The 19,428-nt window shown below is 44.0% G+C and carries 14 protein-coding genes; 6 read left to right on the top strand and 8 right to left on the bottom strand.

The genetic code is table 11. From position 1 onward, the window contains the following. Positions 1-86: 86 nt before the first annotated feature. The 3 genes from R2R71_RS11720 to R2R71_RS11710 all read right to left on the bottom strand — a co-directional run bounded on the left by R2R71_RS11720 (position 87) and on the right by R2R71_RS11710 (position 3,943). The gene (locus R2R71_RS11720) at positions 87-1,913 is read right to left on the bottom strand and encodes a glycoside hydrolase family 2 protein (protein ID WP_316831456.1); all 1,827 of its coding nucleotides are present in this window, start codon (positions 1,911-1,913) and stop codon (positions 87-89) included. Between the two features lie 853 nt (positions 1,914-2,766). Next, positions 2,767-3,177 (bottom strand): VOC family protein, encoded by a 411-nt coding sequence (locus R2R71_RS11715; protein WP_316831455.1) that lies wholly within the window; start codon positions 3,175-3,177, stop codon positions 2,767-2,769. Positions 3,178-3,232: 55 nt separating this feature from the next. After that, positions 3,233-3,943, bottom strand: coding sequence for a YafY family protein (locus R2R71_RS11710; protein ID WP_316831454.1), 711 nt, complete (start codon positions 3,941-3,943; stop codon positions 3,233-3,235). 840 nt (positions 3,944-4,783) lie between these two features. Between R2R71_RS11710 and R2R71_RS11705 the strand changes: the two genes are divergently transcribed. The 3 genes from R2R71_RS11705 to R2R71_RS11695 all read left to right on the top strand — a co-directional run bounded on the left by R2R71_RS11705 (position 4,784) and on the right by R2R71_RS11695 (position 8,277). Further along, entirely contained in the window at positions 4,784-5,971 is a 1,188-nt protein-coding gene (locus R2R71_RS11705) for a winged helix-turn-helix domain-containing protein (protein ID WP_316831453.1), read from the top strand. 883 nt (positions 5,972-6,854) lie between these two features. Then, the gene (locus tag R2R71_RS11700) at positions 6,855-7,784 is read left to right on the top strand and encodes a hypothetical protein (RefSeq protein WP_316831452.1); all 930 of its coding nucleotides are present in this window, start codon (positions 6,855-6,857) and stop codon (positions 7,782-7,784) included. Positions 7,785-7,800: 16 nt separating this feature from the next. Next, a complete protein-coding gene (locus R2R71_RS11695; RefSeq protein ID WP_316831451.1) occupies positions 7,801-8,277 on the top strand; it encodes a DinB family protein in 477 nt (158 codons plus the stop codon). 36 nt (positions 8,278-8,313) lie between these two features. On the opposite strand, the gene R2R71_RS11690 is transcribed toward R2R71_RS11695, so the two are convergent. Then, positions 8,314-9,564: a hypothetical protein gene (locus R2R71_RS11690; RefSeq protein ID WP_316831450.1), complete on the bottom strand. Its 1,251-nt coding sequence runs from the start codon at positions 9,562-9,564 to the stop codon at positions 8,314-8,316. An 886-nt stretch (positions 9,565-10,450) separates the two neighbouring features. Further along, complete coding sequence (locus R2R71_RS11685) at positions 10,451-11,269, bottom strand: LytTR family transcriptional regulator DNA-binding domain-containing protein (RefSeq protein ID WP_316831449.1); 819 nt, start codon at positions 11,267-11,269, stop codon at positions 10,451-10,453. Between the two features lie 203 nt (positions 11,270-11,472). On the opposite strand from R2R71_RS11685, the gene R2R71_RS11680 reads away from it, so the two are divergent. The 3 genes from R2R71_RS11680 (at position 11,473) to R2R71_RS11670 (ending at position 13,140) form a co-directional block, all read left to right on the top strand. Beyond that, positions 11,473-11,853: a hypothetical protein gene (locus tag R2R71_RS11680; RefSeq protein WP_316831448.1), complete on the top strand. Its 381-nt coding sequence runs from the start codon at positions 11,473-11,475 to the stop codon at positions 11,851-11,853. Between the two features lie 123 nt (positions 11,854-11,976). After that, positions 11,977-12,555 carry a Crp/Fnr family transcriptional regulator gene (locus R2R71_RS11675; protein WP_316831447.1) on the top strand — a complete coding sequence of 193 codons (579 nt, stop codon included), beginning with the start codon at positions 11,977-11,979 and terminating at the stop codon, positions 12,553-12,555. Positions 12,556-12,804: 249 nt separating this feature from the next. Further along, positions 12,805-13,140 carry a hypothetical protein gene (locus R2R71_RS11670; RefSeq protein ID WP_316831446.1) on the top strand — a complete coding sequence of 112 codons (336 nt, stop codon included), beginning with the start codon at positions 12,805-12,807 and terminating at the stop codon, positions 13,138-13,140. 113 nt (positions 13,141-13,253) lie between these two features. Here R2R71_RS11670 and R2R71_RS11665 read toward each other — a convergent pair whose 3' ends face one another. Genes R2R71_RS11665 through R2R71_RS11655 form a run of 3 tightly spaced genes read right to left on the bottom strand, consistent with a single transcriptional unit; the run spans position 13,254 to position 18,386 of the window. Then, entirely contained in the window at positions 13,254-14,603 is a 1,350-nt protein-coding gene (locus R2R71_RS11665; RefSeq protein ID WP_316831445.1) for a RagB/SusD family nutrient uptake outer membrane protein, read from the bottom strand. 10 nt (positions 14,604-14,613) lie between these two features. Next, complete coding sequence (locus R2R71_RS11660) at positions 14,614-17,781, bottom strand: SusC/RagA family TonB-linked outer membrane protein (protein ID WP_316831444.1); 3,168 nt, start codon at positions 17,779-17,781, stop codon at positions 14,614-14,616. Between the two features lie 26 nt (positions 17,782-17,807). Then, on the bottom strand, positions 17,808-18,386 hold the full coding sequence (locus tag R2R71_RS11655; RefSeq protein ID WP_316831443.1) for a TlpA disulfide reductase family protein: 579 nt from the start codon (positions 18,384-18,386) through the stop codon (positions 17,808-17,810). Positions 18,387-19,428: the final 1,042 nt, after the last annotated feature.

Below are 19,428 nucleotides of genomic sequence, written 5' to 3'. Positions count from 1 at the left end.
AACAACCATTATTCATAAAAAAGCAGGACTGCTCTTTTCTTCCAGCCCGGCTTTTAACACTGTATTTCAGTATTTTACAATAAGGATTATTTATTTTCTGCTTTCCCTAAAGTCCTACCCGATTCGATAATCGCTTTATTGATTTCCCTTACTTTTTTCACATCCATTTTTTCCACTTCACGGTCGTAAGTGAGCAAACCGTTAACCTCATGTTCTACGTCGGTGGTTTGGGTATAAACAGCGGTACTAAGGCCGTGATAAAGCATTAGCTGCTCAACCTGTTGCATCAATAATACGTAGCGATCACTAAGCGAACTAACCGTTGGCTCATAACCATAGGCATTGTTTTCTACAGGCCACATATGCCCGCGTACAAAAAGACCTATCCCACCATATTCACCAAGTGATGCTGCCCTGTTCGCATCTGGCTTTGATGCACCTTTTGGTCCGATATAGATATGCGTATCAACAAAATCACCATTTCCGGGGTCGCCCAGGGCTTTTTGATATCCGGGATTATTATTAAAACCTGAGTTTCCGTTTACCAACCTGGAAGGATCGTATTTCTTTACCCAGGCCGTAATTTCCTTTACATCAAACGCACCCCAGTTTTCATTGAAAGGTACCCATGAAATAATTGATGGCGAATTATGCAGGTCGTCCATTACCGCTTTAAGCTCCTTCCGGAAAGCACTTCTGTTTTTCAGCGTATCCTCGTTCTGGTACCACATGGCGGGCATATCCTGCCAAAGCAGTATACCCATTTTATCAGCCCAGTAATAAAACCTTTTCGGTTCGGTTTTCATATGCTTACGAATCAGGTTAAAACCTGCATTTTTCGTAAACTCAAGGTCTGATTTAAGCGCTTCTTCAGTTGGTGCAGTCAAAATACCATCTGGCCAGTAGCCCTGATCCAGAAGGCCAACCTGCATCTCGAACTTACCATTCAGCAAGGGCCTGACAACCCCATTTACCTTGCCGAGTTTGATATCACGCATACCAAAGTAACTCATCGCTTCATCCGTTACTTTGCCGTTTTTATCTTTAAGTACAATTTTAAGGTCGTAAAGAAAAGGATCATCCGGCGACCATAACTTAGCTTGTTTTATCGGAAGAAAAAGTGTTGTTCCTGTTCCGCCAGATACCTGCGATACCGTTTTATTTCCGTCAAGCGCCGTAACAGTAATCTGCCCCTGGTTCGCCGCTACCGAAATAGCCAGCCTGTTGTTTTCCACATCGGGTGTCAGGTGGATATTTTCTATGTAGGTACTGCCAACAGGTTCCAGCCACACACTTTGCCATATACCCGAACTGAAAGTATAATCGCCACGTGGCCCGTTCTTGCCCGATGGTGCTTTTCCATCGTTGGGGTCGTAGGCTGCAACAACCAGCGAATTACTCCCAGGTTTTAGTAATGTGCTAATATCAAACGAAAAAGCATCATATGCTCCGGAATGCTTACCAGCCGGTTTACCGTTTACAAATACGGTTGCCTCATGGTCTACACCATCAAAATGCACCAGTACTTTTTTGCCTTTCCAATCTGCCGGCAGCTCAAAGTCGCGTTTATACCACATGTTGATTTCCTGTTTTCTTTCAATTCCCGAAAGAAAAGACTCAGGACAGTAAGGCACAAGAATATTTTCCTTTTTACCCGTAAAGGATATAGCCTGTTTAGGCGATTGAGCCGTTGGCGCATCCTTGCCACCAAGGTACTCCCATTTTCCGTTCAGGTTTAGCCATTCCTTACGCTGAAGTTGCGGACGGGGATATTCAGGAAATGGAATTTTAGCTGAAGCAGCTTGTGTAGTCCATTTCGTAGGTAACTTGGGTACCTGAGCAGCCAGGTCGCCCGCAAGCAGTAGCATCAGGCCAGAAAGGATATAGCTGTTCCGGATTGGTTTAAAATTCATTGTTTCATTGGTTAGGTTAAACGTTTTAGTTAATCAACTAAAGATAGTTTCTTTTTCCTAAATCTTTTAAAAAGCTTAACTTATTTAAGTAAAAGCCTTGTTAACAATATTGGAAAGACTGGAATGGGAACAGCCCGCTTCCTGTGTCTTAACGCCAGATTCTGAATTTCTAATTAGCCCCAATATCATTCATAGCCCGCAGATTTAAGATGATTCGCACAGATAGAAATGGTTTCTGCGGTAATCTGTGAAATCAGCGGGAGCATATGAAGAGCGATTGCTTCAGCTCGCTCTCACCCCGCCTCGCGATGAGGAATGAAAGAATTATAAAACAATGAAAAATATGGCCCGCAGATTTAAGATGATTTGCGCAGATAGAAATGGTTTCTGCGGTAATCTGTGAAATCAGCGGGAGCATATGAAGAGCGATTGCTTCAGCTCGCTCTCACCCCGCCTCGCGATGAGGAATGAAAGAATTATAAATCAATGAAAAATATGGCCCGCAGATTTAAGATGATTTGCGCAGATAGAAATGGTTTCTGCGGTAATCTGTGAAATCAGCGGGAGCATATGAAGAGCGATTGCTTTCCCTAAAACCTGGATAAACTAGCTCGCTCTCACCCAGCCTCGCAATAACGAATGAAAGAATTATAAGACAATGAAAAAGATGGCCCGCATATTTAAAATGATTCACACAGATAGAAATGGTTTCTGCGGTAATCTGTGAAATCAGCGGGAGCATATGAAGAGCGATTGCTTCAGCTAGCTCTCACCCCGCCTCGCAATGACGGCTGAGAGATCCTTCAACAAAACTCAATATGACATACGCTATTAATACCTGACCAATAATTAACTACTCAACTATATTAAACTTAGCTTTTGCCTCATCCGATACCGGCCGGAAAATATTTACAAGATTTCCATCAGGATCACGGATTAACAGCGATAGATTTCCCCAGGGCATCAGTGTTGGTGGCTGAACAATTTCGATACCAGGAAAAGCCGAAATCTTTTCAAAATCATCTTCAACATTTTTAGTTAAAAACTCAATAATAAGGCTTCTGTTAGAAGCTGCTGATGCAATTTCAGCACCCCCAAAAAGCTGCAGGGTTTCCGTACTGCCAATAGCGATGGTAAGTGTATCGGTTTTAACTTCGGCGAAATCGGGTGTATAACGGGTAGCATTTTCACCAGTTATCTTTTCGTAAAAATCAATCATCCCGTTCATGTTCGACGTGATGATTCTAATAGAGAGTAATTTCATTGCTGATTATTTAATTGTTTCAGCAAATTTATACCAGGCTTATGACAACGGTTTGTCACGCCTTACCAAAGTTTTTTTCTTTTGCTGCTAAATAATCTTTTAGCATTAACTGATGAGGTTCGAAATGTGTTTCTGTATACCTTAACGATTCAATACGGTCGAGCCTGAACATTCTGTAATCTGCCCTCAACCTGCAATAAGCAATCAGTATCCATTGCCCCTGCTCACTGTAGTAAAATGCAAAAGGTTCAATTACACGCTCTGTTAAGGTCTGATCGGACGACTGATAACTTATTTCAAGCACACAAAAATTTGTCAGTGCTTTCTGAATTGTTGCCAGCCATTGGTTTTCCTGTTGAACAATGAAAGGACTGACGGCGATCCGCTCCGAAAGAAAGGCCAGCTTATCCCTGGTTTCCGGATTAAGCACTGCACGTATTTTATCCAGTGCCTGATAAAATGTGACACTAAGCGAAGGATCGTTACCACTCATGATTTGACCTGCTGTAAGCAATGCATTTGCCTCTTCTTCGGAGAACATTACTGGCGAAATTTTGTAACCCTCAGCTAACGAATAGCCTTTATCTTGAATGGAATAAACCGGCACCCCAATTTGTTCCAGCGCATTAATATCACGGTAAATGGTGCGGATACTCACCTGGAATTTATTGGCCAGTTCTGAAGCTTTTACCGCTCGCCTGGTTTGTAACTGCAGTAGAATTGCACTCAGTCGGTTTAGTCTTTTTAAGTCGTTTCCGGCACTCATTCCTTCTAATTTTACTGGTAAATATACACCCGGCTTTTGGTTTTTAGAAACAATTGATAGCAAGCTCCACCCCATTTCCTCCACAAGTCGTTATCCCGATTGCAGCGCAGCGCAACAGCGGGATCTTTTAAATGGATATTAAACAGATTGCTTCAGCTCCCACAAGCCCGGCTTTGCAATAGCGAATGCAAGAATTAAAAAACAATGAAAAGGATAGCCCGCAGATTTAAGATGATTTGCGCAGATAGAAATGGTTTCTGCGGTAATCTGTGAAATCAGCGGAGCACATGAAGAGCGATTGCTTCAGCTCGCTCTCACCCGGCTTCGCAATAACGAATGAAAGAATTATAAAACAATGAAAAGGATAGCCCGCAGATTTAAGATGATTTGCGCACGTAGAAATGGTTTCTGCGGTAATCTGTGAAATCAGCGGGAGCGTATGAAGAGCGATTGCTTCAGAGCGAAACGCCGCTCCAGACCGTCACCCTGAACTTGTTTCAGGGTCTCTCTTTCATGAGATGCTGAAATAAATTCAGCATGACGTTTGGTGTTAACAGTCTTTTAGTCAACGTTTTTTTTGAAAATTTGTTATTGAACATTCCTTGATTGGTTCCTTTGTCATTAGTTCATTAGTCTCAACAAGTCGTCATCCCGATTGCAGCGCAGCGGAATAGAGGGATCTTTTAAAATGCATGTTAAACAAAAAAGATCCTTCGACTTAATTCAACACCTATTTAGGTAGCCTCTGAAACTATTACAGGGTAATCGAAGCTGCCTTAAGCTAAAAAATTTATTACCTTTCAGGTTGAGTCTTAAGCCTGCATTTTCTATTTTAGTAAAATGCAAACCCTCACCCTATCGAAATCACAGGCCAGAAAAATCATTCTTGAAGCTGCCGGCTTAGCCAGATCTGCGCAGTTTGGTTTCGGTATCGATGCAGCCGATCGGTTTATCCAACACCTGGGCTTTGTACAGCTCGATACAAACTATGTGGTCGAGCGGGCGCATCATCATGTACTCTTTTCGAGGGTACCCGATTACGACCCCAGCTGGCTTAACGAACTTTGCGAAGAAGGCAGGGTTTTCGAATATGTAAGTTCCGATGCAGGCTTCTGGCCAATGGCAGATTTCCGCTTTTCCTTGCCCATAAAAGCTGCCTATACAGAGAAAGGCAAAGAACTTGGCAAAGCAGAAGCCCTTTTAATGCAGCAGATCATGGATCAGGTAGAACGTGATGGAGCGGTACGGGTGGGCGATTTTGAAAACGACCGGCAGCAGGCCAGCACAGGCTGGTGGGATTGGCGGCCAGCCAAAGTTGCCCTGGAAAGGTTATACCTGGAAGGAAAGCTCATGATCAGCCGTGATTACAAGTTCCATAAAAGCTATGATATTCCTTTAAACCTGGTTCCTGCAGAAATAGATACAAACCTGCCCAATCCCAGGGAGTTTGCAAGGTATATCATCAAAAGAACATTAGCTGCACTGGGTATTTCATCGGTAAAGGAAATGGCCTGGCGTTCGAGAAGGGTTAAAGGAAACCTGGTAAAAACCGAACTGAACAGCATGGTTGAAGAGGGCGAAGTTTTAATGGTTACGGTAGCGGGAATCAAAGGTCCGCTTTATATGCTTAAAGAGCAGCATATCAACCTTGAAGTTTCAGACGGGGTATTTATCCTCTCACCTTTTGACATCCTGAATGTATTCCGCCACCGCCTGCGCGATTTCTTTGATTTCGATTACCAGATCGAGTGTTTTGTTCCTGCACCTAAAAGGATATATGGCTACTTTTCCCTTCCCATACTTGCCGGCGATGTGTTTATTGCCAGGATGGATGCAAAGGCCGACCGGAAGAAAAAGATCCTGCAGGTAAACAACATCCACTTCGAAGCCGTTGAGCTGCAGCAAAAAACAATTGAAAAATTTGCTGATGCACTCAAAGCCTTTGTGGCATTTAACCAGTGTTTCGATATCCGTTTTGACAAATGCAACCGGCCGGATTACCTTGAGGCCATAAAAAATATGTTTTAGGTATCAACTGCCTAAAGATCCTTCGGCTACGCTCAGGATGACAGTTTGAGTAAGGACGAATGCTTCAGAGCGAAACGCCGCTCCAGTCCGTCACCCTGAACTTGTTTCAGGGTCTCTCTTTCATGAGATGCTGAAATAAATTCAGCATGACGTTTGGCGTTAATAATCTCTTCGTTAACATTTTTGATAATTGGTTATTGAACATTGGTCATTGAACATTCCTTGATTGGTTCATTTGTCATTAGTTCATTAGTCTCAACAAGCCGTCATCCCGATTGCAGCGCAGCGGAATAGAGGGATCTTTTAAAGTCGATGTAAAACGAAAAAATCCTTCGACTACGCTCAGGATGACAGCTTGAGTAGGGACGACCTGGCTTTGCAATGAGGAATGAAAGAATTATTAAACAATGAAAAGGATGGCCCGCAGATTTAAGATGATTTGCCCAGATAGAAATGGTTTCTGCGGTAATCTGTGAAATCAGCGGGAGTATATGAAGAGCGATTGCTTCAGCTCGCTCTCACCCAACCTCGCAAAAACGGCTGAGAAATCCTTCGACTACGCTCAGGAGGACAGCTTGAGTAAGGACAACTCCTTCATAGCGAAACGCCGCTCCAGTCCGTCACCCTGAACTTGTTTCAGGGTCTCTCTTTCATGAGATGCTGAAATAAATTCAGCATGACGTTTGGCGTTAATAATCTCTTAGTTAACATTTTTGATAATTGGTTATTGAACATTGGTCATTGAACATTCCTTGATTGGTCTTTCCAAGTCGTCATCCCGATTTAATCGCCACCCCACAATTCTTCTTTTTTTACCAATTAACTTGCCCGTTTCAAAAAGGATGTTCAAATTAGCCCTCAGTTATTAAAACTCCACATCCTGATGAACCCCAACCCAAATAAAGCCCCGGCATTAGCCCCGGCAAGAACTGTACTTTTTACTTTTTTCCTGCTATGCACAGGCCTTTACGCAGCTGCACAGGACACAAAACCAAGGCTTATCCCTGCTGAAATCAGCGAAACCTCCGGCCTGTTTATCGCGAAAGACAACCTGTTTTTCGTACATAACGACAGTGGCGATACCTCCCGGTTCTTTGCCATCGATGCCAAAGGCAATTTACTTTCTACCATATATTTCAAGGGCGATCCCTCAATCAAGCATCTGGGCGTAACAGATTGCGAGGACATCGCTGGCGGCCCCGGCCCGATAAAAAACAAAAACTACATTTACCTTGGTGATATCGGCGACAACGCAGGCAAGCACCCTTATGTTACGGTATACCGTTTCCCGGAGCCTGGCAAACTATCAGCGAAGATGCAGATCGAAGGCGAGTCTGTACAGCTCAAATATCCCAATGGCCCTCAGGATGCCGAAACCTTAATGGTCGATCCGCTTTTAAAGGAACTCATCATCATCTCCAAACGACAGGATACCGTTGGCATCTATTCCACGCCGCTCCTGTTCAAAAACAAGGATACCCTTACCATGAAAAAGCAGGGAAGCCTATACCTGCCCGGCAAAGGCCTGGTAAAGTATGTGGTTTCGGGTGATATCTCCCGTGATGGACGACAGATCATCGTTAAGACTTACACAAACGTTTATTACTGGATGCGAAAAGGCAACGAGCCCATTGCCCAAACCCTGGCACGAACACCTGTAAGATTGCCTTATACCCTCGAACCCCAGGGAGAGGCTGTTGGTTTCACACCCGATGGAAAAGCCTATTACTGCATCAGTGAAGGAAAGAATGCCGTAATTTATCGTTACGCCATACCCACAAACCCCGCTCCTGTCGCAAAGCAGACGCACTAACCTAAGCACAGCGCCAATGATCAATGTACCTTTTGAATGTGAAATTTTAAGGGCCAGCCGGACCCGCTTATTGCAGCTCATCGAAACCACTGATCGGGAAACCCTATTTAAAATCCCGGCAGGTTTTAACAATAACATCATCTGGCAGATTGGCCACTGTATCACTTCGCAACAGCGGCACCTGTATATGCGAAGCGGCCTGGCCATGCACATCTCCAGCGAATTCATCGCAAATTTCAAGATCGGCACCTCGCCCGCTTCCTGGACTGTTATGCCTGATGTTAACGAGCTGAAACATTTATTACTGGCTACGGTTGAACAACTTGAAACAGACCTGGAATCAGGCCTGTTCGTAAACTATGAACCTTTTACGCTGCCAATGGGCTTTAGGGTCACCAATCATATCGAAGCACTCCAGGCCGCCAACTATCACGAAGCAGAACACAGCGGTAAGATTTTCACCTATTTGAGGTTAATTGGTTTGCCCCGATAAAAAACCGCACAAGATAATTTTAACCCGGTTTATTAATCAATCCACAACAATCTCCTTTTGCCAAAGGGCTTTTCCATTAAGGTCTACAAGCTGCATCAGATACTTGCCTTTCTCCAGGTAGCTTTGATACCTTTTGGTTAGTGGTTTTATAAGAAATTGATCTACCGGGATTTCATCATTACGATCTAGGGATTTAATTTGGAGCAGTTTCCCTGCATCCCTTTCTTCCACCGAAATCGGGTAAGGCTTCGCCCCTCTCTTAAAAGCCAGGTAATCCCATCGTCCCAGATCAAGCTTTGCCTTTGGCCAGCTAACCAGTAAATCATAACTATCAGGACTGTCGTAAGCCGATGTTCGCGGCCGGTGCCTGCTATCAAGTACCACATAAGGCATTGGACTTAACCGGGTACCCATTTGCTCCTTCAAGGCGGTTTCAAATTCATCTGCCTTATTTACCGATTGGTTTATCGTTAGCGGATCGATGCCAGACATTATCTTAAAGTATTCACCCATCAGTATCAACTCGTTGTCTGTCTTCTCCCAAACATGGCCATGGCCGGCATGGACAATTATTTTAGCCTTAGGATCTTTGATGAGTATCTGGTATAGGTTACGTGCCTGGTTCAATTCCCTTAAATTATCCGCATAATATTGCTGTTTTTCATTGTTCTCTGTGGTATCCTGGCTTTCATAACCAATTACGTGGTAACCTAAGCTTACTGCCTTACGAATCAGATTGGCCATATTGGGTTCAACCGAATAAGTTCCGGAGCTCATTTTTGGATAACCATATTGCCGGATGCTTGAATCTTCAGGATCAATGGTTTCAACCGCCAGGTAACGGAAACCTTCAGCATAAAGCGTATCCAGGAGGTTGTAAGTTAACAGCCGGTGTTTTGGCTGATTGTGGTCTTCGTTAACCATCACCACCTGGCGGGATGCCGCCTGCCCGGCAATGTAAGGTATAGCGGCTTCAAACCTTGTCGATCCCGCTGCATAATTACGCTTGGGCGGATGCGCCTTCCACCTTATCGGATAGGCTTCCCCGATAAATGACTGGTAGGTGGCCAGTGCCTGGTCTAATACGGAGGTATTGGGTGCACCGGCTGCTACATGATGTATACGGTTATACTGCTTAAGCAATTTCCTGAGCGTATCCGTGGCCTTTTGGTATTGGTTTTTTTCTACAAGCGAAGCGGCCAGTTCAAATGGATTATCGTTAAGTTCTTGCGCTTTGGTATGGTTAAAAGCCAATAAAAAACACAACAGGTAAAAGTACTTTATCATGAAATAAAACTAACAAAATAATGCACAATGAGGTAGCTGGCGCAATTCTTTTTCTTAAGCCATTCAAGTGGTGTTCCGAACTATTCAGGAATGACGGCTGAGTAATCCTTCGACTACGCTCAGGAGGACAATCTCTATAACGCGTCATCAGCTCGCTCACACCCAGCCTCGCAATGAGGAATAAAAGAATTATAGAACAATAAAAGGATGGCCCGCAGATTTAAGATGATTTGCGCAGGTAAAAATGGTCTCTGCGACAATCTGTGAAATCAGCGGGAGTGTATGAAAAGTGATTGCTTCAGCTCCCGCAGCCCGGCTTCACAATGACGGTTGAATAATCCTTCGACTACGCTCAGGACGACAGATTGAGTAGGCCGACTGCTTCAGAGCGAAACGATGCTCCAGTACGTCACCCTGAACTTGTTTCAGGGTCTCTCTTTCATGAGATGCTGAAATAAATTCAGCATGACGGTTGGCGTTAACAGTCTTTTAGTCAACGTTTTTCTTTAAAAAATTATTATTATTCAACTGTTCATTAGTCATTAGTTCATTGGTCTCAACAAGTCGTCATCCCGATTGTAGCGCAGCGGAATAGAGGGATCTTTTAAGCGGGTGTAGGATGAAAAAGATCCTTCGACTACGCTCAGGATGACAGCCTCCACAACCCGTCATTGCGAGGACGTACGAGGAAGCAATCTCCTTAAAGAGGAATGAAAGAATTATAAAACAAAAGAATGGCCCGCAGATTTAAGATGATTCACGCAGATAGAAATGGTTTCTGCGGTAATCTGTGAAATCAGCGGGAGTGTATGAAAAGCAATTGCTTCAGCCCGCTCTCACCCGGCTTTGCAATGACGAATGAGTAATCCTTCTCGTCTACAACCCCTCATCCCGATTGGAGCCTTTCACGCTCAAACCAGGTCTTAAAATCAACTACCCGCCGTTGTGCTACCGTAATCCGCAAGTGCAGAAATGCCGGGATCATAATCAACCGTAAAGTATTTGATTCACCCGCCTCATAGTAACTTATTGCTGCCCAATGCACAATTTCCGAACGGTTAACCATAAAATAACTATCGGCTGGCAATTCTCCTATCGTTTCAGCCAGGGTCTTTGTCCACCCAAAACGGCAGCCATCAAACTGCATAACCATATTCCCCTTGCCCTCACTAAAAATAATGGCCGGCGCTGTCGGTCCATCAGCGGCCACAGGCGGCAATTTCCGGTTTGGCAGGTGGCGGCGGTAAACCTGTTTCATGGCAAGCAAATTCGCAATCAGATAGTAAGCATTAACCATAACCACAAAGCAAATCACAACCGCAAAATCGTACGTAAAATAACCGGCAAGGGTTATAGAAGTATTACGCAGGTAAAAATAAACCGTGGCCAAACCTATTGCAAGCAGCACCGATAAAAAAATGCAAACCCCGGCAACCAGCAGCATCCGGCGCAGCGATAAATAACCCGGAACATAAGGCCGCTCAAAATAAACGTTACAGCAGTTAATAAACTCGCCAACAATAAGCGCAATAATAAAACTCCCCGCCAGCGAGAGGTAATAACCAGGCTCCTTAAACATCTGCAATAAACTGTCCTCCTCGCCATATGCCACAAAGAAATGCCCTACCGCCAGGCACACAATCAACCTTAAATAAAAGGGCGGGTAATACTTATTATATCGCCTGAATATATCTGAAAAATCCATGAGCATATGGTTTCAAAAACGAAAAACAAACCATACCTAATTTAAACATTTCGGCAATAACAACCAGTACAAAAAGGCTGTATATCGTTCATCCTCCTGTTCCCTATCGCTTGTCAACAATTAGGGCCCTCCAGCACCTGGCAGTTAAAAATGCACAATATGTTTGTCCAAAATGCCCCCAGGGCTATTAACCTTAAAAGCGTATGAAAAAATTTCCGTTTACCCCAACAGGCTTCCAGGAGCTTCAGCAACAGCTGTATCAGTTAAACAACCAGGAGCTGCAATTACATTACAACGCCATTAACCAGGACTTTATCCATTGGCTGGATCACAATTTCATCTTAAGCCCGCAGCAAATTGCCCACCTTAAAACCCTTGGCCTGGCAAGCATCCAAAACCTTGCCAGCCAAACAGCCATCGCTGTTCGCGGCAGGCTTAAGGTTTCCCTAATCAAGCCCCCTGTAAAACCCGTTACCGGTTACGACAGCAAGTACATCAAAATTACCGACAGGGTTTTCGAGCTGGCAGGAGCCGGCGAGGATTTCGAGGCCGAAGGCCATCTAGTTATCGAAATCGGCTATTAGTGGAATAAATCATCCCTATTCCATCGAATTTCGAATAAGGTGCCATCAAATTCAGGTTCAAAAGTCCCGCTACTTTTGGGCAAGCTTCACTTGCCCATCAAACACATTTTAGCCTTCCTACCCATGGATGCCCTACAAATTTTAATCGACCAAATTAGCCCACACCAGCAAATCTCAACCGATTTACGCGATTACCTCACTACCTCCATTCGCCAGAACAATTACCCCAAAAACCACCACCTGATCAAAATCGGCCAGCAACAGCAAAACATTCACTTTCTCCTTTCGGGTACCGCCAGGGTATACGTCATCGATCCTGAAACGCAAAGCCAAAACACCATCTGGTTCTGGCACCCGCAGCAAATCATTATTCCTTTTGAGGGCCTCGCCAGTAAAAAGAAATCCCAAACCGCAATAATCCTTACCGAAAAGGCAACTCTCCTAAGCCTTCCCTTAATACACCTCAAATACATGTCACAACGCTTTCCCGAGTTTATCAATATCGCACAAATGGTACTCGAAACCCTGATAAAAAACCTTAGCGACCACATGCAAATGATGAAAAAACTCAACACGCACCAACGCTACGAACTGCTCATGCAACAACATGGCAACATCTTCAATACCGTAACATTAAGAGAAGTTGCTTCCTACCTGGGCATGTCTTTAAATACCCTCAATCACCTCCGGTCCATCAAATAACCCATCCATTTCACATCATCCATATTACATCTTCCATCTTAAATCTTCCATCATCTATAATACTGCCTTTTTGCTATTCCCTAAAAATCCAATCCGCACTACCTTGGTCATAATTAATGGCACCTAAACATTAAAAAAGAAAGGAGGCTGCCGCACAATTGGTAAAATACTTTTATCCCGCCACAGCAAGGCTGTAGCCCGATAGCATTAAACAAATTTTAAATAGTAAATCTTTAATTGAACAATATCATGAACTTAAAAAAATTAAGCTTAGGCCTGGTAGCCCTTGTTGGGTTCGGCCTTATCGTAACACTAAATGCGTTTACTGATGTAAAACCAAAAACTGGCTATACTTATTGGCAATTCGAATCCGATGATGTAAGTGATATCCGCGATGGTGCAAGTTATACACAAATACCTGTGCCAACATCTTCGCCTTGCGAAACAGGAAGTGATTTGCCTTGTGTGTTAAAACTGGATGAAAGTATTGATACAGAAAATGAACTAGATGCTCATTTAAAAAATACCAGTGTTTTCCCAGCAAATAGCGACATCATGAATGTGGCTATCTACAAAAAACCATAACGAAGCGGTGATTGCTTGTCAGAGTGCCGTGCGGGCTTGTGGATGCTTTGTTCCACAAGCCTATGCATGGCATTTTTTTATTTATCCATAATCTGAGGTACAATTTCGTTTGGTCAGGGGTTTTGCTGCATCCCGCTCAATACAATCACATCTTCAGGAATGGGTAAAGCATAGCGCAAGCTGTTTGGTTGTAAAACCGTTTGTTCCCCGTTGATTGTCCGGCTCATCACTATCCCGTCACCCTCCATATTCCATCTTTTCAGATCAACCCACCGCAGGGTACGCATAATCAATTCTTTTCTCCGTTCTACCTTAATCAATGTCAGTAAGGCCGTCTGGCTTAGGTTGGCATAAGCCGTAAAAGTTCCTTTTTTATACCGGTTGATCAGCAGGTTATTTAAATCGGCCAGTGCCCGGTCCAATTTATTTGCCCTGGCATAACCTTCGGCACGGGTTAAGAGCAACTCATCAGTTGCAATACCATTAAATACCGAGGCCGCACCAGCATAATAGCCCTTAAAGATATAAGCCGTACCGCTAGCTTTGAAGAATACCGTTTTCCTCAGGTCATTGGTGCTGTACAAGCTATACAAATCAGGATTGATTAATGCCCGTGTTTGTGAAGAAATGGTTACGGTAGGCGCCCTGCTATCAAACAATACTTCCACATTTTGCTGCACTATCGGGAAGTTGGCCGAAGCGGTAAGCGTATTATAATCTATTAATGTGTTTTGCACCTGTAAGGCGCTATCTGCATATAGTGTGGCATGGCTGTAATCACGCATTTGGAGGTATGCACGGCTCAGTATGCCATAGGCTGCGCCTTTGGATGGTCTTACTGCCGAAATCTCTTTTGCGGGCAGGAAAGGCAAAGCTGTTTGCAGATCGGTCAATACCTGCTCATAACTTTCGGTAAGCGTAGCGCGGATAGAAACCACATTGAAATTGGCATCCACCCTGAGCGGGATGCCCAAATCTGTTGCTGCCGTTGCTGCGTTGTAAGGTTTGGTCCAGATACCAATGATGTTTAAAAACGAACGCCCCCTCTGAAACAGGGCTTGTGCCTTAATGTGGCTGGTGGTAGCCGAGGGTTCAAGCTTATTGAGGGCATCGAGTACTGAATTACAGATGTAAATGATTTCGTAAGGAGAAAACCACTGTGAAGATGAAGCACCGAAATTGTGATCGCCCTTCCATAAATACATATTCTGTTCTTCTACCGGACGGGATGCAAATACCTCGTTGGTTACATAGTAATCGTCGACACAGGCGTTGGCTACAGATGGATCGGCAAAATTCATTTTTAGATAATAATCAAGCAGTGCCTGCATATCATCGGTAGTTTGGATAGTAGCCAGTTTCTGATCGGGCTTTTCATCCAGGTATTTTTTACAGCCTAAACCTGTTGCTAAAAGCAAAAGCAGGATGGCTGTTTTTATGATAGATTTTGGTTTATTTCTCATCTTATTCCTGTTAAAAGTTAATCCTGCATCCTGCCGATAAGGTTTTGGCAGGTAAAAGTGTGCTTGTGCCCGAATATTCGGGATCGATACCTTTTTTATTGGCACGCCATAAAATGCCCAGGTTCGTGGTATTCAGGTAAATTTCAGCCGATCGGAGTTTGTTCCTGAAAAGTTTTTTTGGCAAACTATAGCTCAGGTTGGCATACTGAAAGCGGATATGATCGCCTTTTTCGATCAGCACTTCCGAAGCGGCATAAAACAGGTCTCGGTAACTGTTGCTTGGATAAATAAAAGCGGGCACATTGGTAGTGGCTTCATCACCGGCTTTCTGCCAGCGCACAGCATAATCGCTATGGCCTTTTCCACTATTTACCAGGCTGCTGTAGCTAACAGTACTGCGCCTGAAATAATAACCCATTTTAAAACTGATGGCCAGTTGCAAACTAAAACCCTTATAGCTGAAACGGTTTTGTAGGTTTCCATAAAAGGTGGGCAATGCCGAACCAAAGAATTTCAGGTCGTTGATCGATGTTCCGCTAGTTACGATACTCTGGTAATTTTTACTGGTCACACCATTCAGGTAACCCAGCGGATCACCCGATGAATCAAGCCCCGGGCTCTTAAAGGCATAAACACTATAAAGGGGGCTTCCAACGATGCCGCTGATGTTGGCACTCGTACCGCCTACCCATTCGTAAGCGTTGATAGCCCGAAGGTAATAATTCGTTACTTTTGTGGCATTGCGGCTAAAGTTTAACTGCGTTTGCCACTTGAACTGCCCATTGGTATTGACACTATTCAACTGGATATCAAAACCTTTTCCCTGCATGGAAGCGACATTACGGGTAATGTAAAAGCCTACTCCTGTGGTATAATCAATGGGATAAACACCCAGTAAATCTTTTCCGGTTTTGATATAAGCATCTACGCTTCCACTTAAACGGCCATTTAGCATTTTAAAATCAATACCCAGATTGCTTGTACCCACAGTTTCCCACTTTAAATCGGGGTTTGCTTTTTTATCGATTATGGCATAAGGCGATTGGGTATAAATTGAAGTACCATAATATTGAAGTGTCGTTACCGCCGTTTGTGATGGATCGGCATTGCCACTATAGCCATAACTTAAACGAAGTTTTAAAAATTCTACAGCATCCAGATGGTAAAATCCTGCCTTTGATACGATCCAGCCAGCCCCCATACTCCACAGTGGCTTCCATTTATCGTTGGTATTTACCCCAAAAAAATTAGTCGCATCCCGGCGGGCACTTCCATATAATAAATATTGCTCCCGGTAATCGTAGCTGAAATTACCATAAGTACTTACGTAGCGGTTATTGGTGTGGCTTAAGCTTGCCCCATCCGGAATATTAGCCCTGCTTCCGGTCACATAAGTGGGGAAATCCGAAATGTAATCTACCGCAGTAGTACTCAGCACAGCAGCATTGTAGCCATAATTACGGAATTTATCTCCGGTATCGTCTTGCTCACGGCGCTCGCCACCCAGCATAATTGCTATGCCATGCTGCCCAAAACGCTTCTCATAATTTAGCTGTGCCCGTAAATCGTGCGCCTGTAATAACGCGGTAGACCTGTTATCAATTCCCCCAACCGGTACTTTGTAAACCAAACTACCATCTGTACCTGCCTGTGTAAAACTGTTAATGAGGTTTCTGGTATAAAAGCTTCCCATTTCGTAAAGGGTTTCGCTTTTTGCATACTGCCGTTCCAAACGGTAAAGCAGCGATGCTGATAAACCTTTCCATTTATAGGTTAAACCTGTATTGAGGTTTAAATCATCCTGATGGCTTTTCGTTTGCTGGTATTGGTCGTCAGTCAGCGGATAGTAATGCCAGTCGAGCAGTTTGGTATTGCTGAGGCTGTTGATGTAACTGGCACTATAACCCCGGGCAATGGCAAGTGCATTACCTGCATCATCGGCAAAGCTGGCATAAGGGTACAGGTTACTGCTTCCAGAAATGACGCTTCCGTAACCGCTCTTGCCACTGGCGCTGTTACTACCTGTGTACACCAAACCTACATCCATCTTCAGGTTTTTAAGCAGGTCGAAACCGAGGGCATAACGCAAGCTGAGCCGGTTGCTCAAAGCGTTAAGTTCAGTCGATGCCTGATCATATCCTGCCGAAGCCGTCCACCCGAAACCCTTTGCGCCTGCTGCCGCTTGTACATAGTACTGCTGCGTATAGGCATTTTGATAAAAGTATTTGCTAAAATCGTCACGCACATCCTTTGTACGGTAAGCGGCGATCAGTGCATCTTTTTGTGCCTGTGTTAAAGCCGTATTATACATCAGCTCAACCACCGGAGAAAGCACCGGTTTATTGGCACTGTTATAATCAGAGTTATAAAATCCAGCCTTGTACAACTGCAACTCTACATCAATAAAGTCACTACTGGTCATTTGTGGCAAATGGTATAAATCAGGCTTCGCCTTGAAAGTACCTGCTATGTTGGCACTAATGTTCAGGGGCTGGTTATACTTGCCTTTTTTGGTGTTAATTACAATTACCCCGTTGCCTGCCCGGCTACCCCATATGGAGGTTGCGGCAGCATCTTTCAACACGCTGATGCTTTCTACATCGTTGGGGTTAATGTTATCCAGGCTACCCTCATAAGGGAAATTATCAAGCACCACCAATACTTCTCCTGGGCCACCGAAAGTGGTCACACCACGAATGCTCATCCTATCGCGGTAGTACCCTTCGCGGTCGATACTGATGCCATTGCCTATGGCTTCGAGCCTCGCCATTATACTGCTGCCTACCTGCTCATTTAATATAGCGCTATTAATTTGCTGGTATGCTCCGGTCAACCGCTCAGCATTCACTTTCTGGTAGCCGGTACTCACCGTTACTTCTTCGAGCTGCTTAACCAGGGGCTTTAGCTTTAGCACAAGGTTTTGACTGGGTAAAACAATCAGCGTATCAAGGCTAACATAGCCAACCATGCTTACCTTAACAGCATATTTTCCTGCAGCTTGCTTAATATCGGCAAACCCTCCGTCATCGGTGTAAAACTGTTTTTTGCCAATTATAATTGTAGCACCCGAAAGGGGCTTAATATTCGCTCCATCTACAACCTTTACAGTAAAAAGTTGTTGGGCCTGGGCTTTGGCCATTAAAAAGGCCAATAGGAGAACGCCAATAATATTCTTCATTTCTTTGTTTGCTTAGTGTTATAGTTTTATTTTTTTATGGCACTTTCAACACTTTTCGCCTTCCCCTCCTTTAGCATCTGTTGTCGTTCCAGTATCGCATCAAGGTTACCTTTGTGCATAAATTCACTGCCTGTAGCAGCCAGAAAATTGCCGCCGGCAATCCATATGTAATGGGGTACTGAGGTATGGATAAATTGTTTGGTCAGTACCGTATCGGCTACAATGCTGCTCAGCTTGTCATCGAAACGTTTCATCATTTTAGCAATCTTTTCAGGGGTATCGCGGGTATCTTTGGCATCCACCAGTAGTATCACGGCCAACCCTTCATATTCTTTTTGTATGCTATCGAGATATTTAAACTTTTTGGTACAACTGGTGCACCAGGTAGCCCAGAAATCAAGGATCAACAATTTGTCCTTGTATTGCGCCAGGCTTTGTTTACTTATTTTGCCACCAGCGTAGATGCTATGCTCCTGTTTCCAGAAGCTTTCAGGCAAAATACTACCGATTTTAACAGGGCTGACGGTCTGATTGGTTTGGGCATTCAATAGGTTAAACCATAGGCAAAGCGCTGCCACTGCGTATAAAAATGTATTTTTTCGCATGATATTTTTTGAATTAATAAATTGATAGAAATAGTTATTCCCTGATCAGTTGGAAAAAGTAGTCATGTTTACCATAGCTCATTCAGCTGGCAAGAACATTTCAAACAATAATCAATAAACTATTGAACAAATAGTGTCATCCTGTGCCTAGTCGAAGGACAGTAAACTACCCGAAAAAACCCTGCCTACCCCATAAACTATTAACCTTAACTTCAATGAAATTCGGGGCAGCGCAGGGCACATTTCTTCAGCTTGTTAATGATAAGGGATATTTTTAAAGGCAGGCAGCATTATGAAAGAACCATTATTTATACCACAGCCTGCCAGAAGCTCGGCTACTCCGGCTGGCGTGGCTTCATTGCATTAAGCCTGTTAAAGTGATAAAATAAACGTGGTTTCATTGTATAGTTAGTTGTTGTTTTGTTATTAACCTCAATAATAAATCCGTCATTCCCGTGAAAACGGGAATCCTAAAGCTGTCGCTAGTACGCTAATCATGCTGGAAAATATCTTCATCCAATTTGTTATCCTGAGCGTAGTCGAAGGGTCTCTGTGCCATCCATGCTTCAAATTCCGTCATTCCCGCGCAGGCGGGAATCTTAATGCCTTCTATACATTCATTCTGAGCATAACGCCTGTCCCACACATGAGGACAAGCAATCTGTTTTCAATCCTTCAGCTTTTTACCATCGCTGCCTCGATGGGCTCAGCCGCAAAACCCACCGACTAAAAAACAGTGGTGATCCCCCCTCCTGTCATCCTGACGACAGGAAGGATCTGTTTACTACAGGCACTGTTCAATCGTTTTGTACTGCCCCATCAAATGATCGGGAAAGCAATCTAACTCACCCACGCCTTACGCTTTCAGCTTACTCCTTTCACCTTTACGCTTTCAACTTTTAATCCCGGCCACCTGCCACAACACGCCCCTAGTAGTGCATACGCAACACAGAAATCATACACTGCTCTCGCGGTTGATCTTAGTAATTTAATTCTCAATGACGTCATAGTAGCACTGTATCCTAACCTATTGGACGTATAT

The sequence above is a fragment of the Pedobacter aquatilis genome (genome assembly GCF_032678405.1).
GTDB lineage: Bacteria > Bacteroidota > Bacteroidia > Sphingobacteriales > Sphingobacteriaceae > Pedobacter > Pedobacter aquatilis_A.
This window is presented reverse-complemented; position numbering and strand designations above follow the sequence as displayed.

Excerpts from the sequence above, each read along its gene's own strand:
- R2R71_RS11720 (WP_316831456.1), bottom strand. The coding sequence starts at position 1,913 with ATGAATTTTAAACCAATCCGGAACAGCTATATCCTTTCTGGCCTGATG.
- R2R71_RS11715 (WP_316831455.1), bottom strand. The coding sequence starts at position 3,177 with ATGAAATTACTCTCTATTAGAATCATCACGTCGAACATGAACGGGATG.
- R2R71_RS11710 (WP_316831454.1), bottom strand. The coding sequence starts at position 3,943 with ATGAGTGCCGGAAACGACTTAAAAAGACTAAACCGACTGAGTGCAATT.
- R2R71_RS11705 (WP_316831453.1), top strand. The coding sequence starts at position 4,784 with ATGCAAACCCTCACCCTATCGAAATCACAGGCCAGAAAAATCATTCTT.
- R2R71_RS11700 (WP_316831452.1), top strand. The coding sequence starts at position 6,855 with ATGAACCCCAACCCAAATAAAGCCCCGGCATTAGCCCCGGCAAGAACT.
- R2R71_RS11695 (WP_316831451.1), top strand. The coding sequence starts at position 7,801 with ATGATCAATGTACCTTTTGAATGTGAAATTTTAAGGGCCAGCCGGACC.
- R2R71_RS11690 (WP_316831450.1), bottom strand. The coding sequence starts at position 9,564 with ATGATAAAGTACTTTTACCTGTTGTGTTTTTTATTGGCTTTTAACCAT.
- R2R71_RS11685 (WP_316831449.1), bottom strand. The coding sequence starts at position 11,269 with ATGGATTTTTCAGATATATTCAGGCGATATAATAAGTATTACCCGCCC.
- R2R71_RS11680 (WP_316831448.1), top strand. The coding sequence starts at position 11,473 with ATGAAAAAATTTCCGTTTACCCCAACAGGCTTCCAGGAGCTTCAGCAA.
- R2R71_RS11675 (WP_316831447.1), top strand. The coding sequence starts at position 11,977 with ATGGATGCCCTACAAATTTTAATCGACCAAATTAGCCCACACCAGCAA.
- R2R71_RS11670 (WP_316831446.1), top strand. The coding sequence starts at position 12,805 with ATGAACTTAAAAAAATTAAGCTTAGGCCTGGTAGCCCTTGTTGGGTTC.
- R2R71_RS11665 (WP_316831445.1), bottom strand. The coding sequence starts at position 14,603 with ATGAGAAATAAACCAAAATCTATCATAAAAACAGCCATCCTGCTTTTG.
- R2R71_RS11660 (WP_316831444.1), bottom strand. The coding sequence starts at position 17,781 with ATGAAGAATATTATTGGCGTTCTCCTATTGGCCTTTTTAATGGCCAAA.
- R2R71_RS11655 (WP_316831443.1), bottom strand. The coding sequence starts at position 18,386 with ATGCGAAAAAATACATTTTTATACGCAGTGGCAGCGCTTTGCCTATGG.